The 25,911-nt window shown below is 64.3% G+C and carries 22 protein-coding genes; 8 read left to right on the top strand and 14 right to left on the bottom strand.

What is annotated here, in order from left to right; translation table 11 throughout:
* Positions 1–5: 5 nt before the first annotated feature.
* On the bottom strand, positions 6–410 hold the full coding sequence (locus tag K5658_RS04940) for a hypothetical protein (RefSeq protein ID WP_221065862.1): 405 nt from the start codon (positions 408–410) through the stop codon (positions 6–8).
* A gap of 145 nt (positions 411–555) precedes the next feature.
* Between K5658_RS04940 and K5658_RS04935 the strand changes: the two genes are divergently transcribed.
* Positions 556–1,197 (top strand): MBL fold metallo-hydrolase, encoded by a 642-nt coding sequence (locus K5658_RS04935; RefSeq protein WP_221065861.1) that lies wholly within the window; start codon positions 556–558, stop codon positions 1,195–1,197.
* Positions 1,198–1,209: 12 nt separating this feature from the next.
* On the opposite strand, the gene K5658_RS04930 is transcribed toward K5658_RS04935, so the two are convergent.
* From K5658_RS04930 to cutA, 8 genes are all read right to left on the bottom strand, one after another.
* Positions 1,210–1,983 (bottom strand): zinc-ribbon and DUF3426 domain-containing protein, encoded by a 774-nt coding sequence (locus K5658_RS04930; RefSeq protein ID WP_221065860.1) that lies wholly within the window; start codon positions 1,981–1,983, stop codon positions 1,210–1,212.
* Positions 1,983–2,861: a 50S ribosomal protein L11 methyltransferase gene (gene prmA / locus K5658_RS04925; RefSeq protein WP_221065859.1), complete on the bottom strand. Its 879-nt coding sequence runs from the start codon at positions 2,859–2,861 to the stop codon at positions 1,983–1,985. The genes K5658_RS04930 and prmA overlap by 1 nt, the downstream gene beginning before the upstream one ends.
* Complete coding sequence (gene accC, locus K5658_RS04920; protein ID WP_221065858.1) at positions 2,861–4,207, bottom strand: acetyl-CoA carboxylase biotin carboxylase subunit; 1,347 nt, start codon at positions 4,205–4,207, stop codon at positions 2,861–2,863. Before accC ends, prmA begins: the two co-directional genes overlap by 1 nt.
* A gap of 26 nt (positions 4,208–4,233) precedes the next feature.
* Positions 4,234–4,707: an acetyl-CoA carboxylase biotin carboxyl carrier protein gene (gene accB, locus K5658_RS04915; RefSeq protein WP_221065857.1), complete on the bottom strand. Its 474-nt coding sequence runs from the start codon at positions 4,705–4,707 to the stop codon at positions 4,234–4,236.
* A gap of 4 nt (positions 4,708–4,711) precedes the next feature.
* On the bottom strand, positions 4,712–5,158 hold the full coding sequence (aroQ, locus tag K5658_RS04910) for a type II 3-dehydroquinate dehydratase (RefSeq protein ID WP_221065856.1): 447 nt from the start codon (positions 5,156–5,158) through the stop codon (positions 4,712–4,714).
* Between the two features lie 140 nt (positions 5,159–5,298).
* On the bottom strand, positions 5,299–5,811 hold the full coding sequence (locus K5658_RS04905; RefSeq protein WP_221065855.1) for a TlpA family protein disulfide reductase: 513 nt from the start codon (positions 5,809–5,811) through the stop codon (positions 5,299–5,301).
* Complete coding sequence (gene dsbD / locus K5658_RS04900) at positions 5,811–8,144, bottom strand: protein-disulfide reductase DsbD (protein ID WP_221065854.1); 2,334 nt, start codon at positions 8,142–8,144, stop codon at positions 5,811–5,813. Before dsbD ends, K5658_RS04905 begins: the two co-directional genes overlap by 1 nt.
* Positions 8,141–8,476: a divalent-cation tolerance protein CutA gene (gene cutA, locus K5658_RS04895; RefSeq protein WP_221065853.1), complete on the bottom strand. Its 336-nt coding sequence runs from the start codon at positions 8,474–8,476 to the stop codon at positions 8,141–8,143. Before cutA ends, dsbD begins: the two co-directional genes overlap by 4 nt.
* 46 nt (positions 8,477–8,522) lie before the next feature.
* On the opposite strand from cutA, the gene K5658_RS04890 reads away from it, so the two are divergent.
* From K5658_RS04890 to K5658_RS04880, 3 genes are all read left to right on the top strand, one after another.
* A complete protein-coding gene (locus K5658_RS04890) occupies positions 8,523–8,957 on the top strand; it encodes an FxsA family protein (RefSeq protein ID WP_221065852.1) in 435 nt (144 codons plus the stop codon).
* Positions 8,958–9,111: 154 nt separating this feature from the next.
* Entirely contained in the window at positions 9,112–10,569 is a 1,458-nt protein-coding gene (locus K5658_RS04885; protein ID WP_221065851.1) for an urease accessory protein UreH domain-containing protein, read from the top strand.
* Positions 10,505–11,200 carry a class I SAM-dependent methyltransferase gene (locus tag K5658_RS04880; protein WP_221065850.1) on the top strand — a complete coding sequence of 232 codons (696 nt, stop codon included), beginning with the start codon at positions 10,505–10,507 and terminating at the stop codon, positions 11,198–11,200. Before K5658_RS04885 ends, K5658_RS04880 begins: the two co-directional genes overlap by 65 nt.
* Before the next feature lie 9 nt (positions 11,201–11,209).
* Here K5658_RS04880 and prsT read toward each other — a convergent pair whose 3' ends face one another.
* The 5 genes from prsT to K5658_RS04855 all read right to left on the bottom strand — a co-directional run bounded on the left by prsT (position 11,210) and on the right by K5658_RS04855 (position 18,694).
* Positions 11,210–13,987 (bottom strand): XrtA/PEP-CTERM system TPR-repeat protein PrsT, encoded by a 2,778-nt coding sequence (gene prsT / locus K5658_RS04875; protein WP_221065849.1) that lies wholly within the window; start codon positions 13,985–13,987, stop codon positions 11,210–11,212.
* A gap of 62 nt (positions 13,988–14,049) precedes the next feature.
* Positions 14,050–14,949: a DUF72 domain-containing protein gene (locus K5658_RS04870; RefSeq protein WP_221065848.1), complete on the bottom strand. Its 900-nt coding sequence runs from the start codon at positions 14,947–14,949 to the stop codon at positions 14,050–14,052.
* A gap of 96 nt (positions 14,950–15,045) precedes the next feature.
* A complete protein-coding gene (gene zwf, locus K5658_RS04865; RefSeq protein ID WP_221065847.1) occupies positions 15,046–16,575 on the bottom strand; it encodes a glucose-6-phosphate dehydrogenase in 1,530 nt (509 codons plus the stop codon).
* On the bottom strand, positions 16,575–17,582 hold the full coding sequence (gnd, locus tag K5658_RS04860; protein ID WP_221065846.1) for a phosphogluconate dehydrogenase (NAD(+)-dependent, decarboxylating): 1,008 nt from the start codon (positions 17,580–17,582) through the stop codon (positions 16,575–16,577). Before gnd ends, zwf begins: the two co-directional genes overlap by 1 nt.
* Positions 17,583–17,995: 413 nt before the next feature.
* Positions 17,996–18,694: a potassium channel family protein gene (locus K5658_RS04855; RefSeq protein WP_221065845.1), complete on the bottom strand. Its 699-nt coding sequence runs from the start codon at positions 18,692–18,694 to the stop codon at positions 17,996–17,998.
* A 194-nt stretch (positions 18,695–18,888) separates the two neighbouring features.
* Here K5658_RS04855 and K5658_RS04850 point away from each other — a divergent pair, with 194 nt between their 5' ends.
* The 4 genes from K5658_RS04850 to K5658_RS04835 all read left to right on the top strand — a co-directional run bounded on the left by K5658_RS04850 (position 18,889) and on the right by K5658_RS04835 (position 25,892).
* Complete coding sequence (locus tag K5658_RS04850; RefSeq protein WP_221065844.1) at positions 18,889–20,094, top strand: efflux RND transporter periplasmic adaptor subunit; 1,206 nt, start codon at positions 18,889–18,891, stop codon at positions 20,092–20,094.
* A 6-nt stretch (positions 20,095–20,100) separates the two neighbouring features.
* Entirely contained in the window at positions 20,101–23,250 is a 3,150-nt protein-coding gene (locus K5658_RS04845) for an efflux RND transporter permease subunit (protein ID WP_221065843.1), read from the top strand.
* Complete coding sequence (locus K5658_RS04840) at positions 23,243–24,685, top strand: efflux transporter outer membrane subunit (RefSeq protein ID WP_221065842.1); 1,443 nt, start codon at positions 23,243–23,245, stop codon at positions 24,683–24,685. The genes K5658_RS04845 and K5658_RS04840 overlap by 8 nt, the downstream gene beginning before the upstream one ends.
* Positions 24,686–24,806: 121 nt before the next feature.
* Positions 24,807–25,892, top strand: a complete 1,086-nt coding sequence (locus tag K5658_RS04835) for an AI-2E family transporter (protein ID WP_221065841.1) — start codon at positions 24,807–24,809, stop codon at positions 25,890–25,892.
* Positions 25,893–25,911 lie beyond the last annotated feature (19 nt).

The raw sequence follows: 25,911 nt of genomic DNA, 5'->3' as shown, positions 1-25,911 counted from the left end.
ACGGCTCAGTGCAGGGCGCGCGGCGGCTGTGGCGGCTTGTACACGCAGGAAAACCGCGCCATCACCACCCCCTGCGCGTCCTCGTGCAACAGGGACAGGATGCCCATATCGATATCCCGGAAATACATGAGGTTGGCGGGCTTGCCATCGATAAGGCAGGCACCGTGCAGGAAATGGTACTCGGCGATTTCGGTCATCATCAGCCGGACCTCGCCGGGCCTCCGCTTGAGCAGGGCGTTGCCGAGTTCCACCACGATGGGCCGCATGAATTCGCCATCGACCGGCTCGCCCATCCGCATGAACTCCGGCTGCCCGGCGAAATGGCCCAGGAAATAATCGCAAGGCTCCTTGAAGTCCTTGGACTTGATGAGCTTGTCCTTGAGGATCAAGAGTTCTTTCAGGTCTACCATGGCACCCTCCCGCATGAATGGCCCGGCGGTGGGCGGGGGTTTTCCCCAGCCGCGCCGTGGAAATAAGCCCCATTCTACGCACACCCTCCGCAAGACCAAACCGGCCCCGATCCGCTACCATTCCCCCTTTTGCCGAGCCGCCACCATGAAAGCCCTCATCGTCCCCGTCACCGCGTTCCAGCAAAACTGCACCCTGCTCTGGTGCGAGCGCACGCTGCAAGGCGTGGTGATCGATCCGGGCGGGGATTTGGACCTGATTTTGGAGGAAGCCCACGCGGCGGGCGTGAAGCTGGTGAAAATCCTGCTGACCCACGCCCATATCGACCACGCCGGCGGCACGGCGGAACTGGCCGAGCGCCTGGGCCTCCCGGTCGAAGGCCCGCAACGGCTGGACGATTTCTGGATCAAGTTGCTGCCCCAGCAAAGCCAGATGTTCGGCTTTCCCAAGGTCAAGGGCTTCGTGCCCGACCGCTGGCTGGACCAGGGCGACACGGTGGAATTCGGCGGGGAAACCCTGGAGGTGCTGCATTGTCCGGGGCACACGCCGGGGCATGTGGTGTTCTTCCACCGGGGCGAACGGCTGGCGGTGGTGGGGGATGTGCTGTTCCAGGGTTCGATAGGCCGCACCGATTTCCCGCAGGGCGACCACGCCACCTTGTTGAAATCCATCCGCGAGCGGCTGTTTCCCTTGGGCGGGGACGTGGTGTTCATTCCCGGCCACGGTCCCGTATCCACCTTCGGCGAGGAGATGCGCCACAATCCCTATGTGGGCGTGGATATAGAGTGACCGGGCGCGGAATTACCGGAATTCGATGGTGAAGCCGCCCACCTCCCGGCTGGGCTTGGCGAGGGTCAGGCGGATTTCGTAGGACTTGCCGACCGGCATCTCCGCGCCTTCCTGCCAGTCCGGGAGGTAATCCATCGGCGCGAACACCCGCTCGGCCAGCGGATGCCCGTCCAGCGCGTTCAGCACCAGCCGGACATCGGGGAAATCCTGCGGCAAGGTCGCTTGGTTGGCGAACACCATGTGGAAATCGAGGATTTCCTTGCTGTCCCGGTTGGCGCTCAAAGCGCGGTCCAGGGTGGCGATATGGGCGGTGTCCTTGAACGGCGCGAGTTCGCAGCCGAAAGTCGCGCACAGGCTATCCAGCACGGGCCGGGCATAGCTGTTCTGGGCCAGACGCTTGCCCTCGAAGCCAAACACCTGCACGCCCAACAGCGCCAATAGGCCCAAGGCGGCGGCTCCCCAGCGCAGCGGTTCGGGCAGTTCGGGGAAACCGGTGGATTTGGGGCGGGGCTTACGCCCGATGCGGTCAGTGGTGGCGGGCATGTCGATTTTCCCAAAGGCCTGGGCCTCGTCCAGTTCTTCCAAACGCCCGTGCCCGAAGCGGGGCGGCGCGGCGGTCGGGTTCCGGTCCGGTCCCGCGAGTTGGTTCCGCGCCGACGCACGGGGCCAGGCGTTGAAGGCGGTATGGCAATGCTTGCAGAGGATTTCCCCTTGGCTGGCGCGTAATTCCTGGGTTCCGATGCGGTACTCGGTTTGGCAGGCCGGGCACCGGAACCGCTTCGTCATCACCCGGCCCGCTTGACGCCGGACAGCAAGGCCCAATCCTCCCGCACCAGCGTCGGCGCGAATTCGACCCGGTCGGCGTAGGCGGCGCGTACCGTGTCGGCCTGGGTGGCGAGGATGCCCGACAAGGCCAGGCCGCCGCCGGGCCGCAAAGGCGCCAGGATGGCGTCGGCCAATTCGACCAGGGGACCGGCCAGGATATTCGCCAGCACGATATCGGCTTCCAGCGCGGGCAGCGCCTTGGGCAGATAGAGTTCCAGCCCGGCTTCCACGCTATTTTTGCGGGCATTGTCGGCGCTGGCGGTGAGGGCTTGGGGATCGATATCGACGCCATGGGCCAGGACCGCGCCCAGTTTCAAGGCGGCGATGGCGAGTATCCCGGAGCCGCAACCGTAATCCAGCACGGTCTTTCCGGCCACCTCCTGGCCGTCCAGCCATTCCAGGCACAGCGCGGTGGTGGGATGGGTGCCGGTGCCGAAGGCGAGGCCGGGGTCGAGCCAGACATTGACCGCCTCGGGCGCGGGCGGCTCGTAGCTGGTGGGACAAATCCACAGCCGCTTACCAAAGGACATGGGCTTGAAATGCTCCAACCACGCCCGCTCCCACACCTGGTCTTCCAGGACGGAGGCTTTCCACTCGCGCAACGCGCCGCCGAAGCGGGCTTCCACGGCGGCGCGGACCGCCGCTTCGTCCGCGCCCTCCTCGAACAAGGCCACCACCTGGGTACGATTCCACAGCGGCGTCTCGCCCGGCTTCGGCTCGAACAAGGGCTGGTCGCCCGCGTCCTCGAAACCGACCGACACCGCCCCGAGGTCCATGAACAGGTCCGACAGCGGCTCGGCCCCGGCTTCGTCGACGACGACGGCGAATTGCTGCCACATCAGTGCTTCAGCCCCAGTTTCTGCTCCAGGTAATGGATGTTCTGCCCACCCGCCTCGAACGCCGCGTCGTTGATGATATCCAGCAGCAAGGGGATATTGCAGCGGATGCCGCCGATGACCATCTCGGCCAGCGCGGTCCGCATCCTCGCGATGGCGCTGGCGCGGTCCTCGCCGTGGGCGATGAGCTTGCCGATCATCGAATCGTAATATGGCGGCACCTTGTAGCCATTGTAGATATGGGTTTCGACCCGGATGCCGGGGCCGCCGGGCATGTGGAATTGCTCGATCAAGCCGGGGCTGGGCATGAAGCTCTTGGGGTCCTCGGCGTTGAGGCGGCATTCGATGGCATGGCCGCGCAGGACCACATCCTCCTGGCGGATGGAAAGCTTTTCGCCCGCCGCGATCCGCAATTGCTCCTTCACGATATCGAAGCCCGTGACCATCTCGGTGACGGGATGCTCGACCTGGACGCGGGTGTTCATCTCGATGAAATAGAACTCGCCATCCTGATAGAGGAACTCGAAAGTCCCCGCGCCGAGATAACCGATTTCCTGGCAGGCCTTGACGCAGCGCATTCCCATCGCTTGGCGCTTGGACTCGTCGATGCCGGGCGCGGGCGCTTCCTCGATCACCTTTTGATGGCGGCGCTGGGTGGAGCAATCGCGCTCGCCCAGATGCACCACGTTGCCATGGCTGTCGGCGATGACCTGGAATTCGATATGGCGCGGGTTCTCCAGGAACTTCTCCATGTAGACCATATCGTTGCCGAAGGCGGCGGCGGCTTCGCCACGGGTCAGGTTGATGGCGCTGTGGAGGTTGGCCTCGCTATGCACCACCCGCATCCCGCGGCCACCGCCACCGCCCGCCGCCTTGATGATGACCGGGAGGCCGATGCGGCGGGCGATCTTGATATTGGTCTCGTGGTCGTCGCCCAGGGGACCGTCGGAACCGGGGATGCAGGGGATGCCGGCCTTCTTCATGGCGGCGATGGCGGCGACCTTGTCGCCCATCATACGGATGGTGTCGGGCCGGGGACCGATGAAGATGAAGCCGCTCTGGATCACCTTCTCGGCGAAATCGGCGTTTTCCGACAGGAAGCCGTAGCCGGGATGGATGGCGACCGAATCCGTCACCTCGGCGGCGCTGATGATGGCGGGCACGTTGAGATAGCTTTCCTTCGAGGACGCGGGGCCGATGCACACCGATTCGTCGGCCAGGCGCACATGCTTGAGGTCGCGGTCGGCCTCGGAATGCACGGCCACGGCCTTGATGCCGAGTTCGCGGCAAGCCCTGAGGATGCGTAGGGCGATCTCGCCCCGGTTGGCGATGAGGATTTTACCGAGCATGGAGATAACCTTGGGGTGGGGGCGGCTTATTCGATGACGAACAGCGGCTGGTTATATTCCACGGGCTGGGCGTTCTCCACCATGACCTTGGCCACGGTGCCGGACTTGTCGGCCTCGATCTGGTTGAGGATTTTCATCGCCTCGATGATGCACAGGGTTTCCCCGGCCTCGACCCGCTGGCCGACCTCGACGAAAGCCTTGGCCCCTGGAGCCGACGAACGATAGAAGGTGCCGACCATGGGCGAGCGGACGACGTGCCCGGTGATGCGGTCGCCCTCGCCCGCCGCCGGGGCTTCCGGGGTGGCGGCCGGCGCTGGCGATGGCTGATAGGCGATGGGCTGCATCCCCGGCTGCATCATCGGGATGTATTGCGGCCCGGCGACCGCTTGGGAGCCTTGCCGACTGATACGGACCGATTCCTCTCCCTCGCGGATTTCGATTTCCGCAATATCGGACTCGCCGATCATTTCGATCAGCTTTTTTATTTTTCTAATATCCATGGTGTTATCGACCTTGCTCTAGGGTTTGAAAGGCGGCCTCGAGGGCCAAGCCATAACCGGAAGCGCCCAGCCCACAAATCACGCCCTGGGCGATATCGGACAGATAGGAATGATGGCGGAACGGCTCACGCGCATGGATGTTGGAGAGGTGGACCTCGATGAACGGGATGCGGGTGGCCTGGAAGGCATCGCGCAGGGCGATGCTGGTATGGGTATAGGCGGCGGGATTGACGAGGATGAAATCCACCTTTTCATGGTAGGCGCGGTGGATGCGTTCGATCAATTCATGCTCGGCGTTGCTCTGGAAGGCGTCCAGTTGGTGGCCGCGGGTTTCCGCCATCCTGGCGAGCCGATCCACGATGTCCTGCAAGGTTTGCCGACCATAGACCTCGGGTTCGCGGACCCCCAGCATGTTCAGGTTCGGGCCGTTCAGGACCAAGATGCTCGCCACGGGAAAACCTCCGGTTAAAGGCATTGTAAGGGAAAAAGCGCGGGTATTTTGCCGAAACCGGCAAATCTTGTCCATGAAGCCGGATTTTCCGCGATGATCGCGGCAGTTGGTGCAAATAACCCAGGATTTCGGCGCGGAACTCAGGGCCGGGTTTCCAGCCAGGGCCGGACGAGATCGATGACTTGCTGGCGCTCGAAGCCGCCGGTATGGATGGCGACCGGCGTCCCCGCGCGGTCGAACACCACCGAGAACGGCAACACCGACAGGTGGTTGCCGAGTTGGTCGGCCCAATGCGGCACGCGCTCGTCGCCGAGCAGGATGGGATAATCGACGGGGTTGTCCTTGAGGAAATTACGGACCTCTTCCGGGTCGTCGATGGCGGCCCCGACGAATTGCAAGCCTTGCGGGCCGAGTTCCTGCTGCAAGCGCGAGAACTCCGGCATTTCCTCCCGGCATGGCGGGCACCAAGTGGCCCAGAAGTTGAGGACCACCACCTTGCCGCGCCATTCGGCCAAGGCGTGCGGCGTGCCCGCGAGATCGTGCAGCGGCGGTTCGAGGATGGGTTCCGTGGGGGACGCCAGCCAGTGTTGGGTGGCGATACCGGCCAGCAAGGCGGCGACCGCGATCAATGGATACAACACTTTGCCGGTCATCAGCGCACCACCTTCCGCACATGCTCCACGAAGTTCTCGGCGTCCATATAGCCCACCACCCGGAACGCCTTGCGCTCCTCCTGATCCGGCCCGAAGAACAAGGTGGCCGGCGGTCCCACCAAGCCGAAGCGCTTGAGCAGGGCCGTGTCGTCCTCGGTGTTGTCGGTGACATCGGCTTGCAATAGGACCACATCGGCCAACGCGGCCCGCACCTTGGCATCGGTGAAGGTATAGCGCTCCATCTCCTTGCAGGACACGCACCAATCGGCGTAATAATCCAGCATCGCCCAACGCCCGGCGGCCTGGGCCTTCTGGATTTCGCGGTCGAGTTCGGCCACCGATTTGACCCGCCGGAATTCCAGGGATTGCGGGGCCGCCGTCCCGGTACCGCCCGCCGCGACCGCCTGCAAACCGCGCAAGGGTTGCAAGGGATCGCCCGTGTTGGCGGCCACGCCGATCAAGAGCAGGACGCCATAGGCCAGCATCACGATCCCGACGCCCTTCCACAGCCTGCGCCAACCCGAAGCGGGCTGCGGCAGCGTATCCAGCGCCCCCAGATACATCGCCGGGATAATCAGCAGCAAAGCCCACAGGAACATCGAAGCCGCGGACGGCAGGATACGCGCCAACAACCACACGGCGATACCCAGCAAACCCACACCGAACACGGCTTTCACCGAATTCATCCAGATACCGGCCTTGGGCAGCAGCTTCCCGGCGGAAGCCCCGATGGCCAGCAGCGGCAACCCCATCCCCAGCCCCAGCGCGAACAAGGCGCAAAAACCCAGCACCCAATCGCCGGACTGGCCGATATAGATCAAGGCGCCGGCCAGCGGGGCCGCGACACACGGCCCGACGATCAAGGCCGAGAGCGCCCCCATCACCGCCGCGCCCGCCAGCGTGCCGCCATGCTGGCGGTTGCTCCAACCGACCACACGGTCCTGGATGAAACCGGGCATTTGCAGGGTGAACAAGCCGAACATCGACAAGGCCAGCACCACGAACACCGCGCTGAAGGCGATGATGACCCTGGGCTCCTGGAACAAGGCTTGCAGATTGCCGCCGAACAGCCCCGCCAACACCCCGAACACCGCATAGGCCAAGGCCGAAGCCAGCACGTAGCTCAGCGACAGGAAGAAAGCGCGGCGGGTGGTCAGATGATGGCCATGGCCGACCACGATGCCGGACAGGATGGGAATCATCGGGAACACGCAAGGCGTGAAAGCCAGCAGCAAGCCCATCCCCAAGAAGCTCGCCACCGTCAGCCACAGCGAATCGTTTTGCAACGAAGAGAAAATCTGGCACTGCTCGGACTGCGGCGCGTCCTCGACGAAACCCGCGGCGGATTTCATCTCGCATTCGCCGGCGGGGGCGGCTCCGGGCGCGGGCGTGGTTTCCGCGCCGGCCTGAACCGTACCGGCGGCGGGCAATGGCAACTCGACCGTCTGGTTCATCGGCGGATAGCACACGCCGCGGTCGGCGCACCCCTGGAACCCGGCCTTCAAGGCCAGTTTGAGCGGTTGGGCCGCGCCGCGCACCAGCGGCAGCGCGAAAGCCACCGTTTTGTGGAACACCTCGACATCGCCGAATTCCTCGTCGTGCTTGGGTTCGCCAGGGGGAATCTGGTAATCGCCCAGCGTGACGCCCGGCGTCCCGGCCAGGGCGAGCTTGAACTTCTCGCGGTAGAGGTAATAGCCGTCGGCGATCTGCCAATGCAGCCACAGGGTATGATCGTCCTTCACCTCGGCGAAGAACCGGAACGCCTGCTCGGCGGGCAATAGTTCATCCTGGCCGGAACCCGTTTTCAGCCCCAAGGCATGGAGCGCCCCGCCCAGCACCGAATTCGACGCCGCCGCGACATTCAACGGCGGTGGCGCGGGCCAATCCAAGCGCAGCGTCCGTTTGAGCGGCGGATAGCACACCCCGGCATCGGCGCAGCCCTGCACGCTCATCTCCAAAGCCAGGGCTTGCGCCCCGCCCTCTTGGCGCGCCACCGGCAGACGGATTTGGGCATGGTGCCGGTAAACCTCCATCTCGCCGAAAATCTCGTCGTGTTTCAGCTTGCCTTCGGGCAACACCGGCTCGCCCAATTGGACCCCTGGGGTCTGGGTGGCGAATTTGAATTTCTTGCGGTAGAGGTGATAGCCCTCGGCGATCTCCCAATCCAACAACACGGCGTCGCCCTCGATCCGGGCCGCGCTCCGGAACGCCTGTTCGGCCGGCAACAGGTCTTTGCCTTCCAGCGCCCAGGCCGCGCCCACGCACCACAGGCACAGCACAAAAAAGCCGCCCCAGGCTCCCAGGCGGCGGATGGACGGCGGGTTCGAGATCATGGTTCTTCGGGAGGATGTAGGCATGTGCTGATCCAGTGCAGATAGGGAGCCGAGCCACGCGCCACGGGCAGGGCGACGATCTCGGGGACATCGTAGGGATGGCGGGATTGGATGAAAGTTTCCAAGGCCGGATAGAGCGCGGCTTCGGTCTTGATCACAAGGAGGTGTTCGGAGGCCCGCTCGGTCTTGCCTTCCCAGGTGTAGACCGAAACCAGGCCGGGCAGGATATTGACGCAGGCCGCGAGCCGCTCGGCGACCAGGGCGTCGGCCAACGTCCCGGCGCTATCGGCGTCGGGGCAGGTGCAGAAAACTAGACAGTATGCGGTGGACATGGCAAAAAGTCCTGGGTTTTCCCGAATTTTACCGTATGAGGATGGGATGGACATTAGACAATGGTTATTGGCCGCCGTGGTGGCCCTGCCGCTCCTGGAGCTTTACCTTCTAATCAAGCTGTTCGGGGCGCTGGGCTTCGTCGCGACCCTGGCCCTGCTGCTGGGCGCGGCCGGCCTGGGAATGTCGCTGTTGCGCTCGCAGGGCTTATCGACCTGGATGAACGTGCAACGCGCCCTGGCGCGGGGCGAAACCCCGGCCCTGGAAATGTTGGAAAGCGGGCTGGTGGCCCTGGGCGGCTTGCTCTTGGTGATACCGGGATTCCTGAGCGATATCCTGGGACTGGCCTGTTTGATTCCGGCGAGCCGGAAAAAGTTGGCGGGCTATCTGCTGCAAAAGTTCGTGGTGCTGCCGGGCGACGGGACGGAACCGCCGCAAGGCCAGCGGGTCATTGAGGGGGAATTCAAACGGGAACGGGACTGAGCGGCGCGGGTCGGCCACCCGGTGGCCCGGATTCGGTCGCACCCCCATCCGGGCCACGACACCCATATCGCCCCGCCGGGACGGCGGCCTCCTGGACCGCGCCGCCAGAACCAGCCCGTCCTTCCCGCCCCCCACCGCCCAGCGAGACATCTCCATGCCCACCCAGCGTCTCACCATCGAAGGGATGCACTGCCAAGGTTGCGCCGGCATCATCGAACAAGCGGCCCTCAAGGTCGCCGGCGTGCGGCTGGCCCAGGCCGACTACGACACGGGCACGCTCGAAGTCCTGTTCGACGCCGCCCGCACCAGCCCGGCCCTCATCGCCGCCGCCGTCGAACAAGCGGGCTACGGCTGTTCGCCGCGGCAGCGGTCGCGCCCGGTCTGGCGCAACCTGGGACGCCTCGCAAGCGTGGCGCTGGCCCTGGCCGGCATCGGCGGGCTAACGACCGTGGGGATCGACCTGGCCGACCGTTTCCGCCTGCCGCAATTCGAGCATGGCATGGGCTATGGCCTGTTGTTCCTGGTGGGCTTGTTCACCGGCTTCCATTGCATCGGCATGTGCGGCGGCTTCGTGGTGGGCTATACCGCCCGCTCCGCCCAGAAACCCGGACGCGCCCGCTGGCTGGGACATGCCGCCTACGGGCTGGGCAAGACCTTGTCCTATACCCTGATCGGCGGGCTGTTCGGGCTGTTGGGTTCGTTCATCGCCTTCACCCCCATGATCCGGGGCTATGCCGCCCTGGCGGCGGGGACGTTCTTGATCCTGTTCGGGATCAACATGCTGGATTGGTTTCCCAGCCTGCACCGCATCGGTCTCAGGATGCCCCGGTTCCTGGCCCGCTTCCTCAGCATCGAAAGCAAAAAACACCCCAGCCCCTTCGCCATCGGCCTGCTCAACGGCCTGATGATCGCCTGCGGCCCGCTGCAAGCCATGTACGTCATGGCCGCCGGGACCGGGGATTTCCTGGAGGGGGCCAAGCTGCTGCTGGCCTTCGGGCTGGGCACGCTGCCGGTGATGCTGGGCTTCGGGCTATTGGCGGGGGCGGTGTCGGGACGGGTCACACATGGCGTGTTGAAGGCGTCGGCCTTCCTGGTGGTGGCCCTGGGGGTGATGATGTTGAACCGGGGCTTGCTGATGACCGGCAGCGGCTACGATTTCCGCAGCCTCGCCCTCCGCGCCGAGCAACGGTTCGATTCCTTACCGGCCCCGGCGGCGGAAACCCATCCCGAAGGCTACCAAGCCATCCGCATGGAAGTGGACGCCCAGGGCTACCACCCCAACCGCTTCGTGCTGAAACAAGGCGTCCCGGTACGCTGGACCGTGGTCGGCCAGCACATCACCGAATGCAACCGCAGGATCATGGTGCCCACGCTGGGCTTGGAATTCGAGGTCCGGCCCGGCGACAATCTGATCGAATTCACGCCGGAGCGTAGCGGCGTCATCGCCTGGAGCTGCTGGATGGGGATGATCCACGGCTCTTTCGTGGTCGTCCCGGCGGACGCCCCGGCTCCCACAACCCCCACCCAACCCACCCAAGACACCCCGTATGAACACGCCCGAAGCCTTTTTCGTCAACTCCTGGAACGTCTACAACAAGCTGGTCGCCCATAACTATATGTTCCACCGGGAAATCTACGCCGCCGTGGAACGGAGCCTGGGCGACGGCCCGGCCCGTCCATTCGCGCTGCTGGACCTGGGTTGCGGCGATGCCTCCCGTCTCGCGCCGATCTTGAAGCGCCTGGATTTGGCCGCGTACCGGGGCGTCGATCTGGCGGGACCGGCCCTGGATTTGGCGGCGGAGAACTTGCGGGAACTGGCCTGTCCGGTCGATCTGCGCCAAGGCGATATGCTGGACTGGCTGGCGGACGACGGCGGACGCTACGACGCCGTGTTTTCCAGCTTCGCCCTGCACCATCTGACGGCGGAAAAGAAACAGGATTTCTTCCGGCATTGCGCCGAGCGGCTACGACCGGGCGGGCGTTTGCTGTTGATCGATGTGGCGCGGGACGAGGGCCAGGATTTGCCCGCGTATCTGGACGCCTATTGCGGGACCATGGCGCGGGATTGGACCGCGCTGGAGGCCGGGGAACTGGACTTCGCCATCGGCCATGTCAGGAGCTACGACCTGCCCGAGACGCTGGACGGCTTGCTGGGCATGGCGGAACAAGCGGGCTTTACGGAAGCGCGGCGCTTGGGGCAATACACTTGGCATCATGCGTTGAGTTTTGGGAAGCCGGCTTGATCCGCCCTATCACCGCGCCGCCAACCGCGCCAACAACCCCTCCGCGTCCTTGCGCTCGGCGAACGCCCCAGGATGGCTGGCCAGCAATTCCCGCAAGGTCTTGATCGCCTGCGCCGTGCTGCCGACCTTGTCCTGGGCCACGGCCAGCCGGTACAGGACCATGGTGTTGTCCGGCCAGCGCTTCTTGGCTTGCAGCAACAAGCCCAAGGCCCGCTCGAACTCGGTCTGTTCGATCAACACCGCCACCTGGGTATCGAACACCGGCACCGAATCCGGGGCCAGCTTCACCGCCCGGTCCGCGTATTGCAGCGCCCGCGCCGGATTTTCCGCCTTCAACTCCCAAGCCAGTTCGTTGAGCGCCAGCGTGTCGTCGGGATCGATGGCCAGGGCTTTTTCATACGCCGCGAGTTGTTCGGCCCGCCGGCCCATTTCCCCGTAGAAACCGGCCAGCACATGGTGGACGGCCACATCCTGGGGATGCCGGGCACTCCAATCGCTCAGGGTCTTCAAACCGCCTTCGCGGTCGTTGCCGAACCACTGGCCGCGGGCCAATTCGACCGCGATGTCGGGGTTGTTGGGGTCTTTGTCCAGGGCTTGGCGATAAGCCGCCGTCGCCGCGCTCCACTGCTTCTGCCGCAGGGCGAGCCAGCCCTTGAGCGCCAGTACCCCGCCATCGCCGGGATATTCGCTGGCCAATTGCTTGAGGTCGCGCTCGGCCTCGGCGAGATGGTTCTCCCCGGCCAACGCCCGGATCAAAGCTTCGCGGGTGGGCCGGAATTTGGGATTGTGGTGGAGCGAGCGCTGCAAAGCCGCCCGCATTTCCGCAGCGTGGCCGTTCGCGCCCTCGGCCAGGGCCAGGAGATACTCGGCCCGCGCCGACCGGGGTTCCAGCTTCACCAATTGGCCGGCGGTTTCCAGCGCCTGTCCGGGCTGTCCGGTCTCGATCTGGGCCTCGACTAGCCGGGCCACGAATTCGGGCTGCTCGCCGAACCGGGCGCGGGCGGTGTCCAGCAGCGCCAAACCGCGCCGGGGTTGGCCCATCCGCGCATAGAGCCGGGACAAGGTCAGTTGCGGCAACAAAGCTTCGGGATGGTCCTGGATGGCTGTTTGCAGTTCCTCCGCCACTCCGGCTTGATCCCCCGCCCGTTCGTTCAATTCGACCAGGCACAGGCGGCTAGGCAAATCCTTGGGCTGGAGGCCCAGCGCGGTCTGGCAATACTGGCGGGCCTGGTCGTCGTGCCGGTTCTTGATGGCGAGCCGGGCCAGGGATTGCAACGTGCCCACATCGTCCGGCACTTGGCGCAGCCCCGCCTTCAACACCGCCTCGGCTTTGGCGTCGTCGCCCTGGCGGACATAAACCTCGGCCAGCAGGTTGAACGGCAGGGCGCTGCCGGGCATCCGCTTTTTCATGGCCTCGACGGCTTCGATGGCCTTGGCGTAAGCCTTGTCTTGCAGATGGATCAAGACGATCTGCACCTCGGTCCGCACCAGGGCGGGATCGGTCGCCAGGGCGGTTTCCATTTCGCCCAGGCCCGGATCGGCCTTGCCCGTGGCCCTGGGCTGGCCGGTCCGGTCGCCCGCCACCACCGCCCGGTTCAGGTATTCCAAAGCCTTGGCGCTATTGCCGCGGCTCAGTTCGATATTGCCCATCAATTGCAGCGCCTGGATATTGTCGGGATATTGCTCCAACACCGGCAGCAGCCATTTCGCGGCCTCGGGCAGGTCGTTCAGCTTCACCTTGATCAAACCCATCATGATCGAACCGCGCACGGTGTTGGGCACCAAGGCGTTGAAACGGGCCAGGAGTTCCTGGGCGTTGGGCAGATGGTCCATCAGCAGTTGGGTCACGCCCTGGAAATACAGCGCCTCGGCATAGCCTTCGTTGAGCTTCGAGGTCGCCTCGAACTCGGTCAGGGCTTCGGGCAGTTGGCGCTGCTTGAACAACAGCAGGCCGCGGGTGAAATGGGTCAGGAAATGATTGGCGAATTGCCGTTCCAAAGCCGTCACGTCCTCCTGGGCGGCTTGCGTCTTGCCCTGGGACAGCCGCACCCAAACCCGCCGCGAACGGTCGAAGACATCGCGCTGGCGCAAGTCGATGGCCTGGGTATAACTAGCCTCGGCCTGGGCGGGATCGCCCTGGGCTTCGTAGAGCTGGCCCTGGAAGCTCCATAGCTCGGCGTTGCGGGGTTCGCGCTGCATGGCTTCCCGGACCAAGGCCAGCGCCTGGGGCGCATCGCCCCCGCCCAGCGCGAGGCGGGCCAGGCCGAGCTTGCCGGTGGGCGCGGTGGCGTCCAGCATCAGGGCCGCCTCGTAATCGGCCCGGGCCTTGTCGGGTTTGCCCACCCCCAACCAAGCATCGCCGCGCAAAGCCATCAGGCGGGCACCGTCCTGGGGATTCATCTGGGCGGGGAGATCGATCCGGTCCAGCACATCCTGGTACTTGCCTTGCAATAGCAAAGCCTTGGCCAGGATCGGCAAAGCCACCTCCCGCGCGATCCCGAGATCGGTGGCGCGCTTCAGCTCGATTTCCGCCGCCTCGCCGTTGCCCAGTTCCAGGTTGATGAGGCTCAGCAAGCGGTGGGCATCGGCGTTGTTGGGGTTTTTCTGGGCGGCGTTGTGGGCATTGATGGCACCGCCCCGGAGGTCGCCCTGGTCGAGCGCGGTCTGGGCCTGGGCGACATCCTGGGCGTCGGTGGTTTTTTTGGCCCGCTCGCAGGCGGTCAAGGCCAGCGGCAACAACAGGCTGGCGGCGAGCTTGCGGAACGGGGCGGCGGACGGCTTGGGCATGGTGCTTCCTGGGGGCTGTAGTCTGTAGGCTAACTACAGCCTATCGCCTCAACCCTACAGCCTCAAGCCGCAAGCCCCAATAAGCCCATCAATTCCGCCGCATTGCGCTGGGCGTAATGGCTCATATTGTTGTTGAACACCACATGGACCTGGGCCGTGGCGTCGGACAGGGCGCGGATCGGCTCGGCCAGGTCCGCTAATTCCTCGATGGAATAAAGGTAATTGAAGCGCTCGGCGGAGGAATCGGCCCCTTTGATATTCCAGGTGGCGGCGTTGCGGCCATGCAGGCGCACCACCGCCACCTCGGGCGAGGTCGCTTCCCATACCGCCGGGACGCTGTTGGAAAACCCCTGCGGCTCGTCCACCACCACATGGCCGAGGCCGTGCGTCCTGAGGAAATCCAAGGTGCCGGCGACTTGCTCGGGATTCAGCCAGGAACGGTGGCGGAACTCCACCGCCAAGCGGTGCCCGGCCAGGAGGTCGGCGCAGAGGGCGATATGCTCGAAACCCTCGCGCCCATGCACGAACCAGGGCGGGAACTGGAACAACACCGCGCCCAACCTGCCCGCCTCCCGCAAAGGCCGGAGCGCGCCCCGGAACCGCGACCAAAGTTCCAGGCGCAACTCCTCCGGCACATCCCGGTAATAGACATTGCGCTTGGACACCGGACCCAGGGCGGCGCGGATATCGGCGGGCAAAGCCTGGGGTGGGGTTTGGTGGCCGGTGAACAGGCGGAAGCTTTTGACATCGAAGACGAAGCCCGGCGGGGTGCGCTCGGCCCAGTGGAGGGCGTTCTTTTGCGAAGGCAAGGCGTAGTAGCTGCTATCGACCTCGACCAGCGGGAACCTCGTGGCGTAGAACCGGAGCCGCTGTTCGGGGGTTTTGGCCTCGGGCGGATAGAATCGCTTGGACTCGATCAGGCTGGGGTCGGTCCAGGAAGCGGTGCCGATCAGGATGGACATGGCCGGACTCCTCGGGTGGGCGCGGGCGGAACCGCGCTGGATTCCGCCTTAGAGCCGCGCCGGGGGGAACCGTTGCGGTTCCGCCCGCGGACTGCATCAACCGCCGTTGTTCCACTGCCGACCATCGCGCTCCAACAACTCGTCGGCTTCCCGCGGGCCCCAGGAACCGGCGGCGTAGTTGGGGAACTGCCGCGGCGGCAGCGCCTTCCACACATCCAGCACCGGCTGGATCAAGTTCCAACCCGCCTCCACCATATCGGCCCGCTGGAACAGCGTGGCGTCGCCGGTCATGCAATCCAGCAACAGCCGTTCATAGCCGGTGTTCGGCGTGCAATGGAAATAATCGGCGTAGTCGAAATCCATCTTCACCGGACCCAATTGCATCACCGGCCCCGGCACCTTGGCCCCGAATTGCAGGGAAATCCCCTCGTTCGGCTGCAAGCGCAAGACCAAGCGGTTGGTTTGCAAATTCTCGATATCGGTGTTGCGGAACAGCACCAAGGGCGCGCGCCGGAACTGGATCGAAATCTCGGTGGTCCGCGCCGCCATGCGCTTGCCGGTGCGCAGGTAGAACGGCACATCGGCCCAACGCCAGTTGTCGATCATCAGCTTCATGGCGACGAAGGTCTCGGTCCTGGAATCGCGGGCCACACCGGGTTCCTCGCGGTAGCCGGGCACCGGCTCGCCTTCGAGCTGGCCTTCGCAATACTGGCCGCGGGCGGTCTTGCTCAGGACATCCTCGGGACTGAGCATCTGCAAGGAACGCAGCGCCTTGGTCTGCTCGTCGCGCACCGCGTCGGCCTCGAACGAGACCGGCGGCTCCATGGTGGTCAGCGACAGCAATTGGAACAGGTGGTTCGGCACCATGTCGCGCATGGCCCCGGCGGTCTCGTAATAACCGCCGCGCCGCTCCACACCCACGGTTTCGGCGGCGGTGATCTGTACATGGTCGATGTAGCGGCGGTTCCAGATCGGCTCGAAAATGCTGTTGGCGAAGCGGAACACCATGATGTTCTGCACGGTTTCCTTGCCCAGGTAATGGTCGATGCGGTAGATCTGCCGTTCCCGCAACACCTTCTTGATATCGTTGTTGAGTTCCTTGGCCGATTCCAGATCGTGCCCGAACGGCTTCTCGATGATGACCCGCCGCCAGTTGTCGCACTCCTCCGCCGTCATCCCGGCATGGCCGAGTTGGCGGACGATCTCGCCGAAGAAGGTCGGTGCCGTCGCGAGATAGTAGAAATAATTCTCATCGATGGCGTTCTTGCCGCAAACCTCGGTGCAAAGCTCCTTCAGCCGCCAATAGAACTCGGGATCGCGGAAATCGCCTTGCACATAGAAAATCCGCCTCTCGAACCAGGCCAGGACTTCCGCGTCGAGTTCGTCGGTGGCGTAGGTCTTGATGGCGTCGAGCATCTGGTCGCGGAAGGCTTCCGGGGTGAAGGGATCGAAGGCCGCGCCGACCAGGGCGAATTTACGCGAGAGCAGCTTGGCCTTCGCCAGGTTGTAGAGCGCCGGGATGAGCTTGCGCTTGGTCAGGTCGCCGGTGGCCCCGAAGATGATCATCACACAGGAATCCCCGGCCCGGCCCTGCATGAAGCCGCCGTTCGTGCCATTGAGGTTCATTATTTTTTCTCCCGGTGTCCGCCGAATTGGTAGCGCAGGGCCGACAGCAGCTTGCAGGCGAATTCATCCTCGCCGCGCGAGGCGAAGCGCTGGAAGGCGGAGGCGCTCAGGACCGGCGCGGGCGTGCCCTGGTCGATGGCGGCGTGGATGGTCCAACGGCCCTCGCCGGAATCCGACACCTTGCCGGAGAATTCCTCCAGGGCCGGGCTTTCGGTCAAGGCGTTGGCGGTCAGGTCGAGCAACCAGGACGCCACCACGCTGCCGCGCCGCCACAGTTCGGCGATATCGGCCAGGGGCAGGTCGTACTGGTAATGTTCGGGATGGCGCAGCGGGGTGGTTTCGGCGTCGTGGGCATGGTCGGCCTTGCCGATGTTGGCGCGTTTCATGATGTTGAAGCCTTCGGCGAAGGCCGCCATCATGCCGTATTCGATGCCGTTGTGGATCATCTTCACGAAATGGCCCGCGCCCGCCGGGCCGCAATGCAGATAACCCTGTTCGGCGGTACCGCCCGCCACCCGGCCCGGTGCGGGCGGGATATCGCCCTGGCCCGGCGCCAGGGTCTTGAAGATGGGATCGAGCGATTGCACCGCCGCAGTATCACCGCCGATCATGAGGCAATAGCCGCGCTCCAAACCCCACACGCCGCCGCTGGTGCCCACGTCCAGGTAGCGCAAGCCATCCTGCGCCAATTCCTCCGCCCGGCGGATATCGTCGATGTAATAGGAATTGCCGCCGTCGATGAGGATATCGCCCGGTTCCAGCAGCGCCTTGACCTCGGCGACCATGCCATCCACCACCCCGGCCGGCACCATCACCCACACGGCGCGGGGCGGCTGCAAGGCGGCGACGAACGCCTGGAGCGAATCCGCGCCGGTCGCGCCTTCCGCCGCCAGGGCCTGGACGGCGTCCGGGCTGGCATCGAACACCACGCAATCGTGGCCACCCTTCATCAAGCGCCGGACCATGTTGGCCCCCATTCTGCCCAGACCGATCATACCTAGCTGCATAAACTTACCCTCTGCTGTCTTGTGATGGTGGTTGTCGTGTGGCGCGGCGCGGGCGGATTGAACTCCTGCCCCGTCCTTGGGGCGCATTATCCACAGGAGCCACGGCGCATATTGGAAATTCAGCAAACACCGGGCCATGCGCCCCGCCCCGGCAACCCGCCCCCGGCCTTGGACCGGCTCCGCTGGACGGAATGGAAACGCGGGGGAAAGCCAAGATTCAAGCGGTTTCCGCAGTGGCAACCCGCCCACGACCGCATATCCGGCCCCCAGCCGGATCGACCGCTAGGGAAAAGCTGCATTTACCGTGGCAAGCCGCAAAAACACAGGCCCCGCCAGTTTTTACGCCCGCGTGGCACCGGGCCTCTACAAACCCAAGCGGTCGATTGTAGGGAATCCGACCTTGCCGGCCCGGCCTATTGGTCCTCGCGGGGTTCGCCCACATAGGCGCCGACCAAGCGTCCGACCAGGATGGCGATATACAGCTGGCCCGTGACCGCCTCCAAAATCGCCAGCGAGCGGGCCTGCTTGGTGACCGGGAGGATATCGCCATAGCCCATCGTGGTCAGGGTCACGAAGCTGTAATAGGTGAACTCCGAAATATCGTCGCCCGCCGCGGGTTCCAGCCCCTTGAGCGAACCCGGCTGTAGCCATTCCAAAAAATAATAGGCGTGCGCCCAGACCATGCCGATCAAGAGGTAGCTGCAACAGGCCGCGAAAATCAAGTCCATCGTCACCCGTTCCTCGGCCTGGATTTGGCGGTAGATGTTGTGGAGGGTCAGCAGCAGGAACAGCAGCACCAGGGCTTTCTCGAACGGTCCCACCCGCGCCAGCCAACCGAACAGATCGAGGACCCTGAGCCCCGCGAAGGTCAAGGCCAAGACCCAACCTAGCCGGTACGCGCCTTTCTCCCCTTTCACCGCGTAAACCCCGGAGAAAAACACCAGCAAAAATAAAACATCGGTCACCAGACCCAGCGCGAAGAAACCGCCCAGGAAGGGCCGCAGTGCGATCATGGCGACCATGACCACGGTGAGGAAGCGGAACCGGCCTACGCGGCCATGGAGATGGCGGATTTGGTGGATATCGGGAAGGGGCAGCGGTTTTTTCAGCATGGGGGATTTCCAACGGTCCTCGGGCAATGGTCGGGCGGGGCGGGCGGCCCCTGTTTTTAGCATGGATCGCGGTGGAGGGTGGCCCCCCACTCAAATCCGCCGGATTGAGATACCCTATATCGCAACGCCGGGTTCCAAGGCTCCGGCTAATTTGTCACTCGCGGCCCACGCCGTATCTCATCCTGGAAGGCGATATGAACCATAAGCATACCCAGCATCTTTTCCGCCCGGGGGGACCGGGATTCACAATCCGCCCGGCCTTGCTCCTTATCGGCCTGATCGTTTCCTCCCTCGTCGGCTGCGACAAAGACGGCCACGCCCCGGCGGCGGCGACACCCCCGCCACCGCCCACGGTCGAAGTCACCGAGGTCAAGCAACAAGATGTGCCCATCCACCAGGAATGGGTGGGCAGCCTGGACGGCATGGTGAACGCGCAAATCCTGGCCCAGGTCACGGGCTATCTCGTCAAGCAGAACTACCAGGAAGGCCAGCCGGTCAGGAAAGGCCAGTTGCTCTATGAGATCGACCCCCGCACCTTCCAATCCAACCTCGACCAAGCCCGCGCCAACCTCGTCCGCCAGGAAGCCTTGCTGAAAACCGCCCGCCTGGACATGGACCGGGTCGAGCGATTATTGCCACAGAACGCCGTCAGCGTGCGCGACCGCGACAACGCGGTGGGCAAGGAAGCGTCCTACGAAGCCGAAGTGCTGGCTGCCAAAGCCGCTGTGGAAAGCTCCCAGCTTTCCTTGGGATTCACCCGTATCACCTCGCCCATCGACGGTATCGCCGGCCTGTCCCAGGCCCAGATCGGCAACCTGGTCGGCCCCGGCAGCGCCAACGCCGTGCTGACCACCGTGTCCCAGGTCGATCCGATCAAGGCCTACATCCCCCTGAGCGAGCAGCAGTATTTGAAGTTCGAGCGGCAAAGGCCCAACGACAGCGAAGCGCCCCCGCCGGTGCCCTTGGAACTGACCCTCGCCGACGGCTCGGTCTATCCCCATCCCGGCAAGCTCTACTTCGCCGACCGCCAGGTGGATATCAAGACCGGCACCATCAAGGTCGCCACGCTGTTCCCCAACCCCCGCAACCTGCTGCGCCCCGGCCAATACGCCAAAATCCGCGCCGTGGTGCATACCAAACCCAACGCGCTATTGGTGCCGCAACGGGCGGTGGCCGACCTCCAGGGCAAATCCATGGTCGCCGTGGTCAACCCCGACAACACCGTCGCCATCCGCATGGTGAAACCGGGAGAGACCATCGGCACCGAATGGGTGATCGACGAAGGGCTGAAACCGGGCGACAAGGTCATCGTCGAGGGCATCCAGAAGGTGAAGAACGGGATCAAGGTCGATCCCAAGCCTTGGAAGGAAGCCGCCGCCACCGCACAAGCGGAGAGGTAGGGCACCATGGCCAAATTCTTCATCAACCGCCCCATCGTCGCCATCGTCATCGCCATCCTGATGGTCATGGTGGGGCTGGTCTCCATGGCGCAATTGCCCATCGCCCAGTTCCCCAACATCGCCCCGCCCGAAGTCCAGGTCCAGACCACCTATACCGGCGCGGATTCCCTGACCGTCGAGCAGTCCGTGGCCACGCCCATCGAGCAGCAAATGTCGGGGGTGGACAACATGAACTACATGTACTCCATCAACGCCAACAACGGCCAGACCACCATCCGGGTCAACTTCGATGTGAAGACCGACCCCAACACCGACCAAATCCTGGCCCAGATGCGCGAATCGCAGGCGGAGTCGCAACTGCCCTCCGACGTGCGCAACTACGGCGTGACCGTGAAAAAGTCCACGGCCTCGCCCTTGATTATGTTCGCCCTGTATTCGCCCAAGGGCACGTTCGACCAAATCTTCCTGGCGAACTACGCCTATATCAACATCAACGACCAAATGACCCGCGTGGCGGGGATCGCCAGCGTCACGGTGTTCGGCGCGGGGCAATACGCCATGCGGGTGTGGGTGAAGCCGGACCAATTGGCCAAGCTCAACATCACTATCCCCGAGATCATCAGCGCCATCCAGGCCCAGAACACGGTGAACCCGGCGGGCAAGATCGGCGGCGAACCGGTACCCAAGGGCCAGGAATTCACCTATGCCGTCCGCGCCCAGGGCCGTTTGGAGACCGAGGAACAATTCGGCAACATCGTGCTGCGGGCCGACCCTTCCGGTTCCATCGTCCGCATCAAGGACGTGGGCCGCATCGAACTCGGTGCCCAGTCCTACGACATCGTGGGACGGCTCAACGGCAAACCGGCGGCTTTGATCGCGCTCTACCAATTGCCCGGCTCCAATGCCATCGAGGCGGCGGCGGGCGCCAAGAAAACCATGGAGGAACTCAAGACCCGCTTCCCCGAGGATTTGGACTATGTCGTCGCGCTGGACACCACCTTGGCGGTGACGGCGGGCATCGACGAAATCATCGACACCTTGTTCGAGGCGCTGATCCTCGTCATCGCGGTGGTGTTCCTGTTCCTGCAAGGCTGGCGACCCACCTTGATACCACTGCTGGCGGTGCCGGTCTCCTTGATCGGTACGTTCCTGCTGTTCCCGATGCTGGGCTTCTCGATCAACACCTTGTCGCTGTTCGGCTTGGTGCTGGCGATTGGCTTGGTGGTGGACGACCCCATCGTGGTGGTGGAAGCGGTCGAGCACCATATCGAAAAGGGCTTGTCGCCCAAGGAAGCCACGCTCCGCACCATGCAGGAAGTGACCGGCCCCATCATCGGCACTTCGCTGGCCTTGATCGCGGTGTTCATGCCGACGGTGTTCATCCCCGGCATCACGGGACAGTTGTACCAACAGTTCGCCGTGACCGTGGGCGTGTCGGTAATGATCTCCACCTTCAACTCGCTCTCCTTGAGCCCCGCGCTCGCGGCCTTGATCCTGAAGCCCAGGAAGCGCGGCACCGGGCCGGTCCAGAAGTTCTACGACGGCTTCAACAAGGCGTTCGGCAAGGCCAACAACGGCTATGTGGGCTTTTGTTCGGTCTTGATCCGCAAAAGCGCCCTCAGCCTGTTGTTCCTGGTGGGCATCGTGTTCCTGACCGGCAGCCTGGGCAAGCATCTGCACCCCGGCTTCCTGCCGGACGAGGACCAAGGCTATTTCTTCGCCACCATCCAGCTCCCCAACGTGGCCTCGCTCCAGCGCACGGACGAAGTGACCAAGAAGGTCGAGGACATCCTCGCCAAGACGCCGGGCGTCGAGTATTACTCCTCGGTCATCGGCTACAGCATGTTGAGCCAGGCCAACACCACCTACAACACCTTCTTCTTCATCGCCCTCAAGCCTTGGGAAGAGCGTAAAGCCCCGGAGGAGCAGTACCACGCCATCCGCGACCACATCAGCAAGGAATTGCAGAAACTGCCCGAAGCCGTCGGGCTGGCCTTCCCGCCGCCCGCCATCCCTGGGGTCGGCACCTCGGGCGGCCTGACCATGGTGTTGGAAGACCGCGCCGGCCGCGATGTGGCCTTCCTGGAGGAAAACACCGAGAAATTCCTGGCCGCCGCCCGCAAGCGCCCGGAAATCGCCGGGGTCTTCACCACCGCCCTGTCCGCCGTGCCGCAGCGGTACGTGGACGTGGACCGCGACAAGGTGCTGAAGCAAGGCGTGAAGCTTTCGGATGTGTACCAAGCCCTGCAGGCCTATATGGGCTCGGGCTTCGTCAACTACTTCAACCGCTTCGGGCGGCAATGGCAGGTCTACGTGCAGGCCGAGGGCGAATACCGCGACACCGCCAACCACCTGGGCCAGTTCTACGTCCGCAACGCCGACGGCGACACCGTGCCCCTGGCCGCCCTAACCAGCGTGCGCGAGGTGATCGGGCCGGAATTCACCATGCGCTACAACCTCTACCGCAGCGCCCAAATCATGGCGATCCCCAAGCCGGGCTATACCGGCAGCCAGTTGATGCAGGCCATGGAGGAAGTGTTCGCCGAAACCATGCCCACGGAAATGGGCTACGACTACATCGGCATGAGCTATCAGGTGAAGAAGGCCCAGGAAGGCGTGTCGCCCGCCGTGGTGTTCGGCTTCGCGATCTTCTGCGTGTTCCTGATCCTCGCAGCCCTGTACGAAAGCTGGAGCCTGCCGTTCAGCGTGTTGCTCGGAACGCCCATCGCGGTGTTCGGGGCGTTCGCGGGGCTGATGATCGGGCAGTACGAAATCAACGTCTACGCCCAGATCGGCCTCATCATGCTGATCGGCCTCGCCGCCAAGAACGCCATCCTCATCGTGGAATTCGCCAAGATGGGCGTGGAGGAAGGCAAATCGGCCTACGACGCCGCCATCGAAGCGGCCCGGCTAAGGCTCCGGCCCATCCTGATGACGGCCTTGTCGTTCATCTTGGGTTGCGTGCCGCTCGCCACCGCCAGCGGGGCCGGCGCCCTATCGCGCAAAGTGATGGGTTACGCCGTCATCGGCGGCATGACCGCCGCGACCTGTATCGCGATCTTCCTGATTCCGGTGACCTTCTACGTGGTGGAGAAGATGTCCCACAAAAAACAAGCAACCACGCCGCCACTGAAGGAGGGGGAAGAACATGCGTAAGCTCATCGTGATCGCGGTCGCCGCCGCCCTGGCCGGTTGCTGGCAGGTCGGCCCGGACTATGTCAAACCCGAAATCGACACGCCCAAGCAATGGCGCTTCGCCGACAAAGAGGCCCGCGACACCACCAACCTCAAATGGTGGGAACAACTGGGCGACCCGGAATTGAACCGCCTGGTCGACCAAGCCCTGCGCGGCAACCTCGACCTCAAGGCTGCCGTCGCCACCGTGGATCAATTCATGGGGCAATACGGCGCGACCCGCTCCAACCTGTTCCCGCAGATTTCGGGCTTCGGCGATTATCTCCGGCGCAAGAACAGCACCCAGAGCCTGAGCCTGCCGAAAGGTATCGAGCTGAGCGGCAAGGATGTCGATTACGCCCGTTTGGGCGGGCAACTGAGTTGGGAAATCGATGTCTGGGGGGCGCTCCGCCGCGCCAACGAGTCGGCATTCGCCGAGATGCTGGCCCAGGAAGGCGTGAAACGGGGAGTGCTGCTGACGCTCGCCAGCCAGGTCGCCCAGACCTATATCCAACTCCGCACCCTGGACAAGAACCTGGAAATCACCCGCTTCGTGGTGAAGACCCTGGAAGAGCAATTGCAGATCGAACAGGCCCGCTTCAAGGAGGGCTATGGTTCGGAATTGGAGGTGCGGCAGGTGGAATCGGAATACCAGCGTAGGCTGGCCCTGATTCCCGCCGCCGAGGAATCCATCGCCCAGGCCGAACACGCCCTCAAGCTGCTGCTGGGCCAAAACCCCGGCGCGATCCGCCGCGGCAAGAGCCTGGACGACCTCAAGCTGCCGGCGGTCCCGGCGGGATTGCCCGCCGATGTGCTGGTGCGCCGTCCCGATATCCAGCAGGCGGAACAGCGCTTGATTTCCGCCAATGCCCAGATCGGCGTGGCGCGGGGTTTGTATTTCCCGAAAATCTCCATCACCAGCGATGTGGGCCAACTCAGCACCCAGGCCGCGACCATGTTCACACCGGGCGCGAATTTCTGGAGCGTGGGGACCAGCGTCCTGGGTCCGATCTTCACCGCCGGCAAGATCGCGGGCCAGGTGCAGGCCGCCGAAGCCGCGCAGCGGGCGGCGCTGGCGAACTACCAGCAATCGATCCTCACGGCCTTCCGGGAGTTCGAGGACGCCCTGGTCGCTTCCCAAAAGACCCAGGAACAACGCGACAAGCAAGGGGCGCGGGTCACGGCGGTGGGCGATTATTACCGGCTCTCGAAGCTGCGCTATGACGAGGGCTTGGTGGACTACATCACCGTCCTCGACTCCTTGCGGCAGTTGTACGAGGCCCAGATCGACCTGCTGTCGGCGCAGAGTTCGACCTTCACCGCTTCGATCCAGCTCTACCGGGCGATGGGCGGCGGCTGGGTGGTGGCGGAGGCGGAGAAATTGCCGAAGCCACAGGAGGCTTCGGTGTTTCCGTAGCCAGGTCGGCTGGAACGGGAAGCGCATCGGTTTCGGGCGGTGCGCTTCGCTGTGTTCGGCACACCCTACCAAACCAAACCAAAGCAACCTCATATCGGCCCAAAACCCAGAGGCTCGTTTCATGACCACACCCGCCCCCACCCCCGGCCATGGCATCCTGATCGAACGCGCCTTGATCCTGCTGCTCATCGGCGCCCTGGGCTACGCCTGCGTCGAGATCGTCCTGCCCTTCCTGGTACCCTTCATCTGGGCCGTGATCCTGGCGGTTTCGACCTGGCCCTATTACCTCAAGGCCGCAGAAGGGCTGGGTGGCCGCCGCGGCCTCGCGGCGGTGGTGCTGACCTTGGGGATGCTGCTGTTGTTCGTGGTGCCCGCCTTCGACGCCTTCGATTCCGTCACCCACTACCTGCCCTACCTGAGCAAGGCCGCCGCCCAATTGTCCGCGCTCAGCCCCGACCAACCGCCGGACTGGGTGGCCCAATTACCCCTGGTCGGCACCAAACTGGACGAAACCCTACGGACGGGCAAGCTGAATTCGTTCCTCTCGCCCGAGAAGGTGAGGCCGATCCTGACTTCCGGCGCGGGTTGGTTGTTGCAACAAGGCGCGGGCCTGGCCCTGGCCGCGCTGCATATCGTCCTGGCGGTGATCCTGGCCGGGCTGCTCTACGCCAATGGCGAAACCGCCAGCGCGACGGCGGAACGGGTCGCCCTGCGCATCGGCGGACCCAGCGGCATCCAGGCTTTGCGCGTGGCCGGGCTGACGGTGCGCGGGGTGTCGCTGGGCGTGATCGGGACGGCCTTGCTCCAGGCCGTGCTGTCCGGGCTGGGGTTCGCCCTGGCCGGGGTGCCGGGCGCGGGCGTCCTGGGGCTGCTGTGCTTCCTCGCCGCCACCCTGCAAATCGGCACCGGCATCGTCTGGATTCCGACGGCGATCTGGCTGGCCCACCAAGGCAGCGAGGGCTGGGCCGCGTTCACCGTGGTCTGGGGCATCTTCATCAATGTCATCGACAACTTCATCAAGCCCTACCTGATCGGCAAAACCAGCCCCCTGCCCTTCCTGTTGATCCTGGTGGGCGTGATCGGCGGCTTGTTGGCCTGGGGCTTCGTCGGGATTTTCCTCGGGACCACCTTGCTGGCCGTGGCCTACACGGTGTTCCTGGATTGGCTGGAACCGCCCGGACCGGGCAACGGAGCATCCCCTGGATGAAGCGGGCTGGACGGGGAAT

This window comes from Methylomagnum ishizawai, assembly GCF_019670005.1.
Classification (GTDB): domain Bacteria; phylum Pseudomonadota; class Gammaproteobacteria; order Methylococcales; family Methylococcaceae; genus Methylomagnum; species Methylomagnum ishizawai.
Note: the sequence above shows the minus strand (reverse complement) of the source record. Positions and strands in the feature narration are given on the sequence as shown.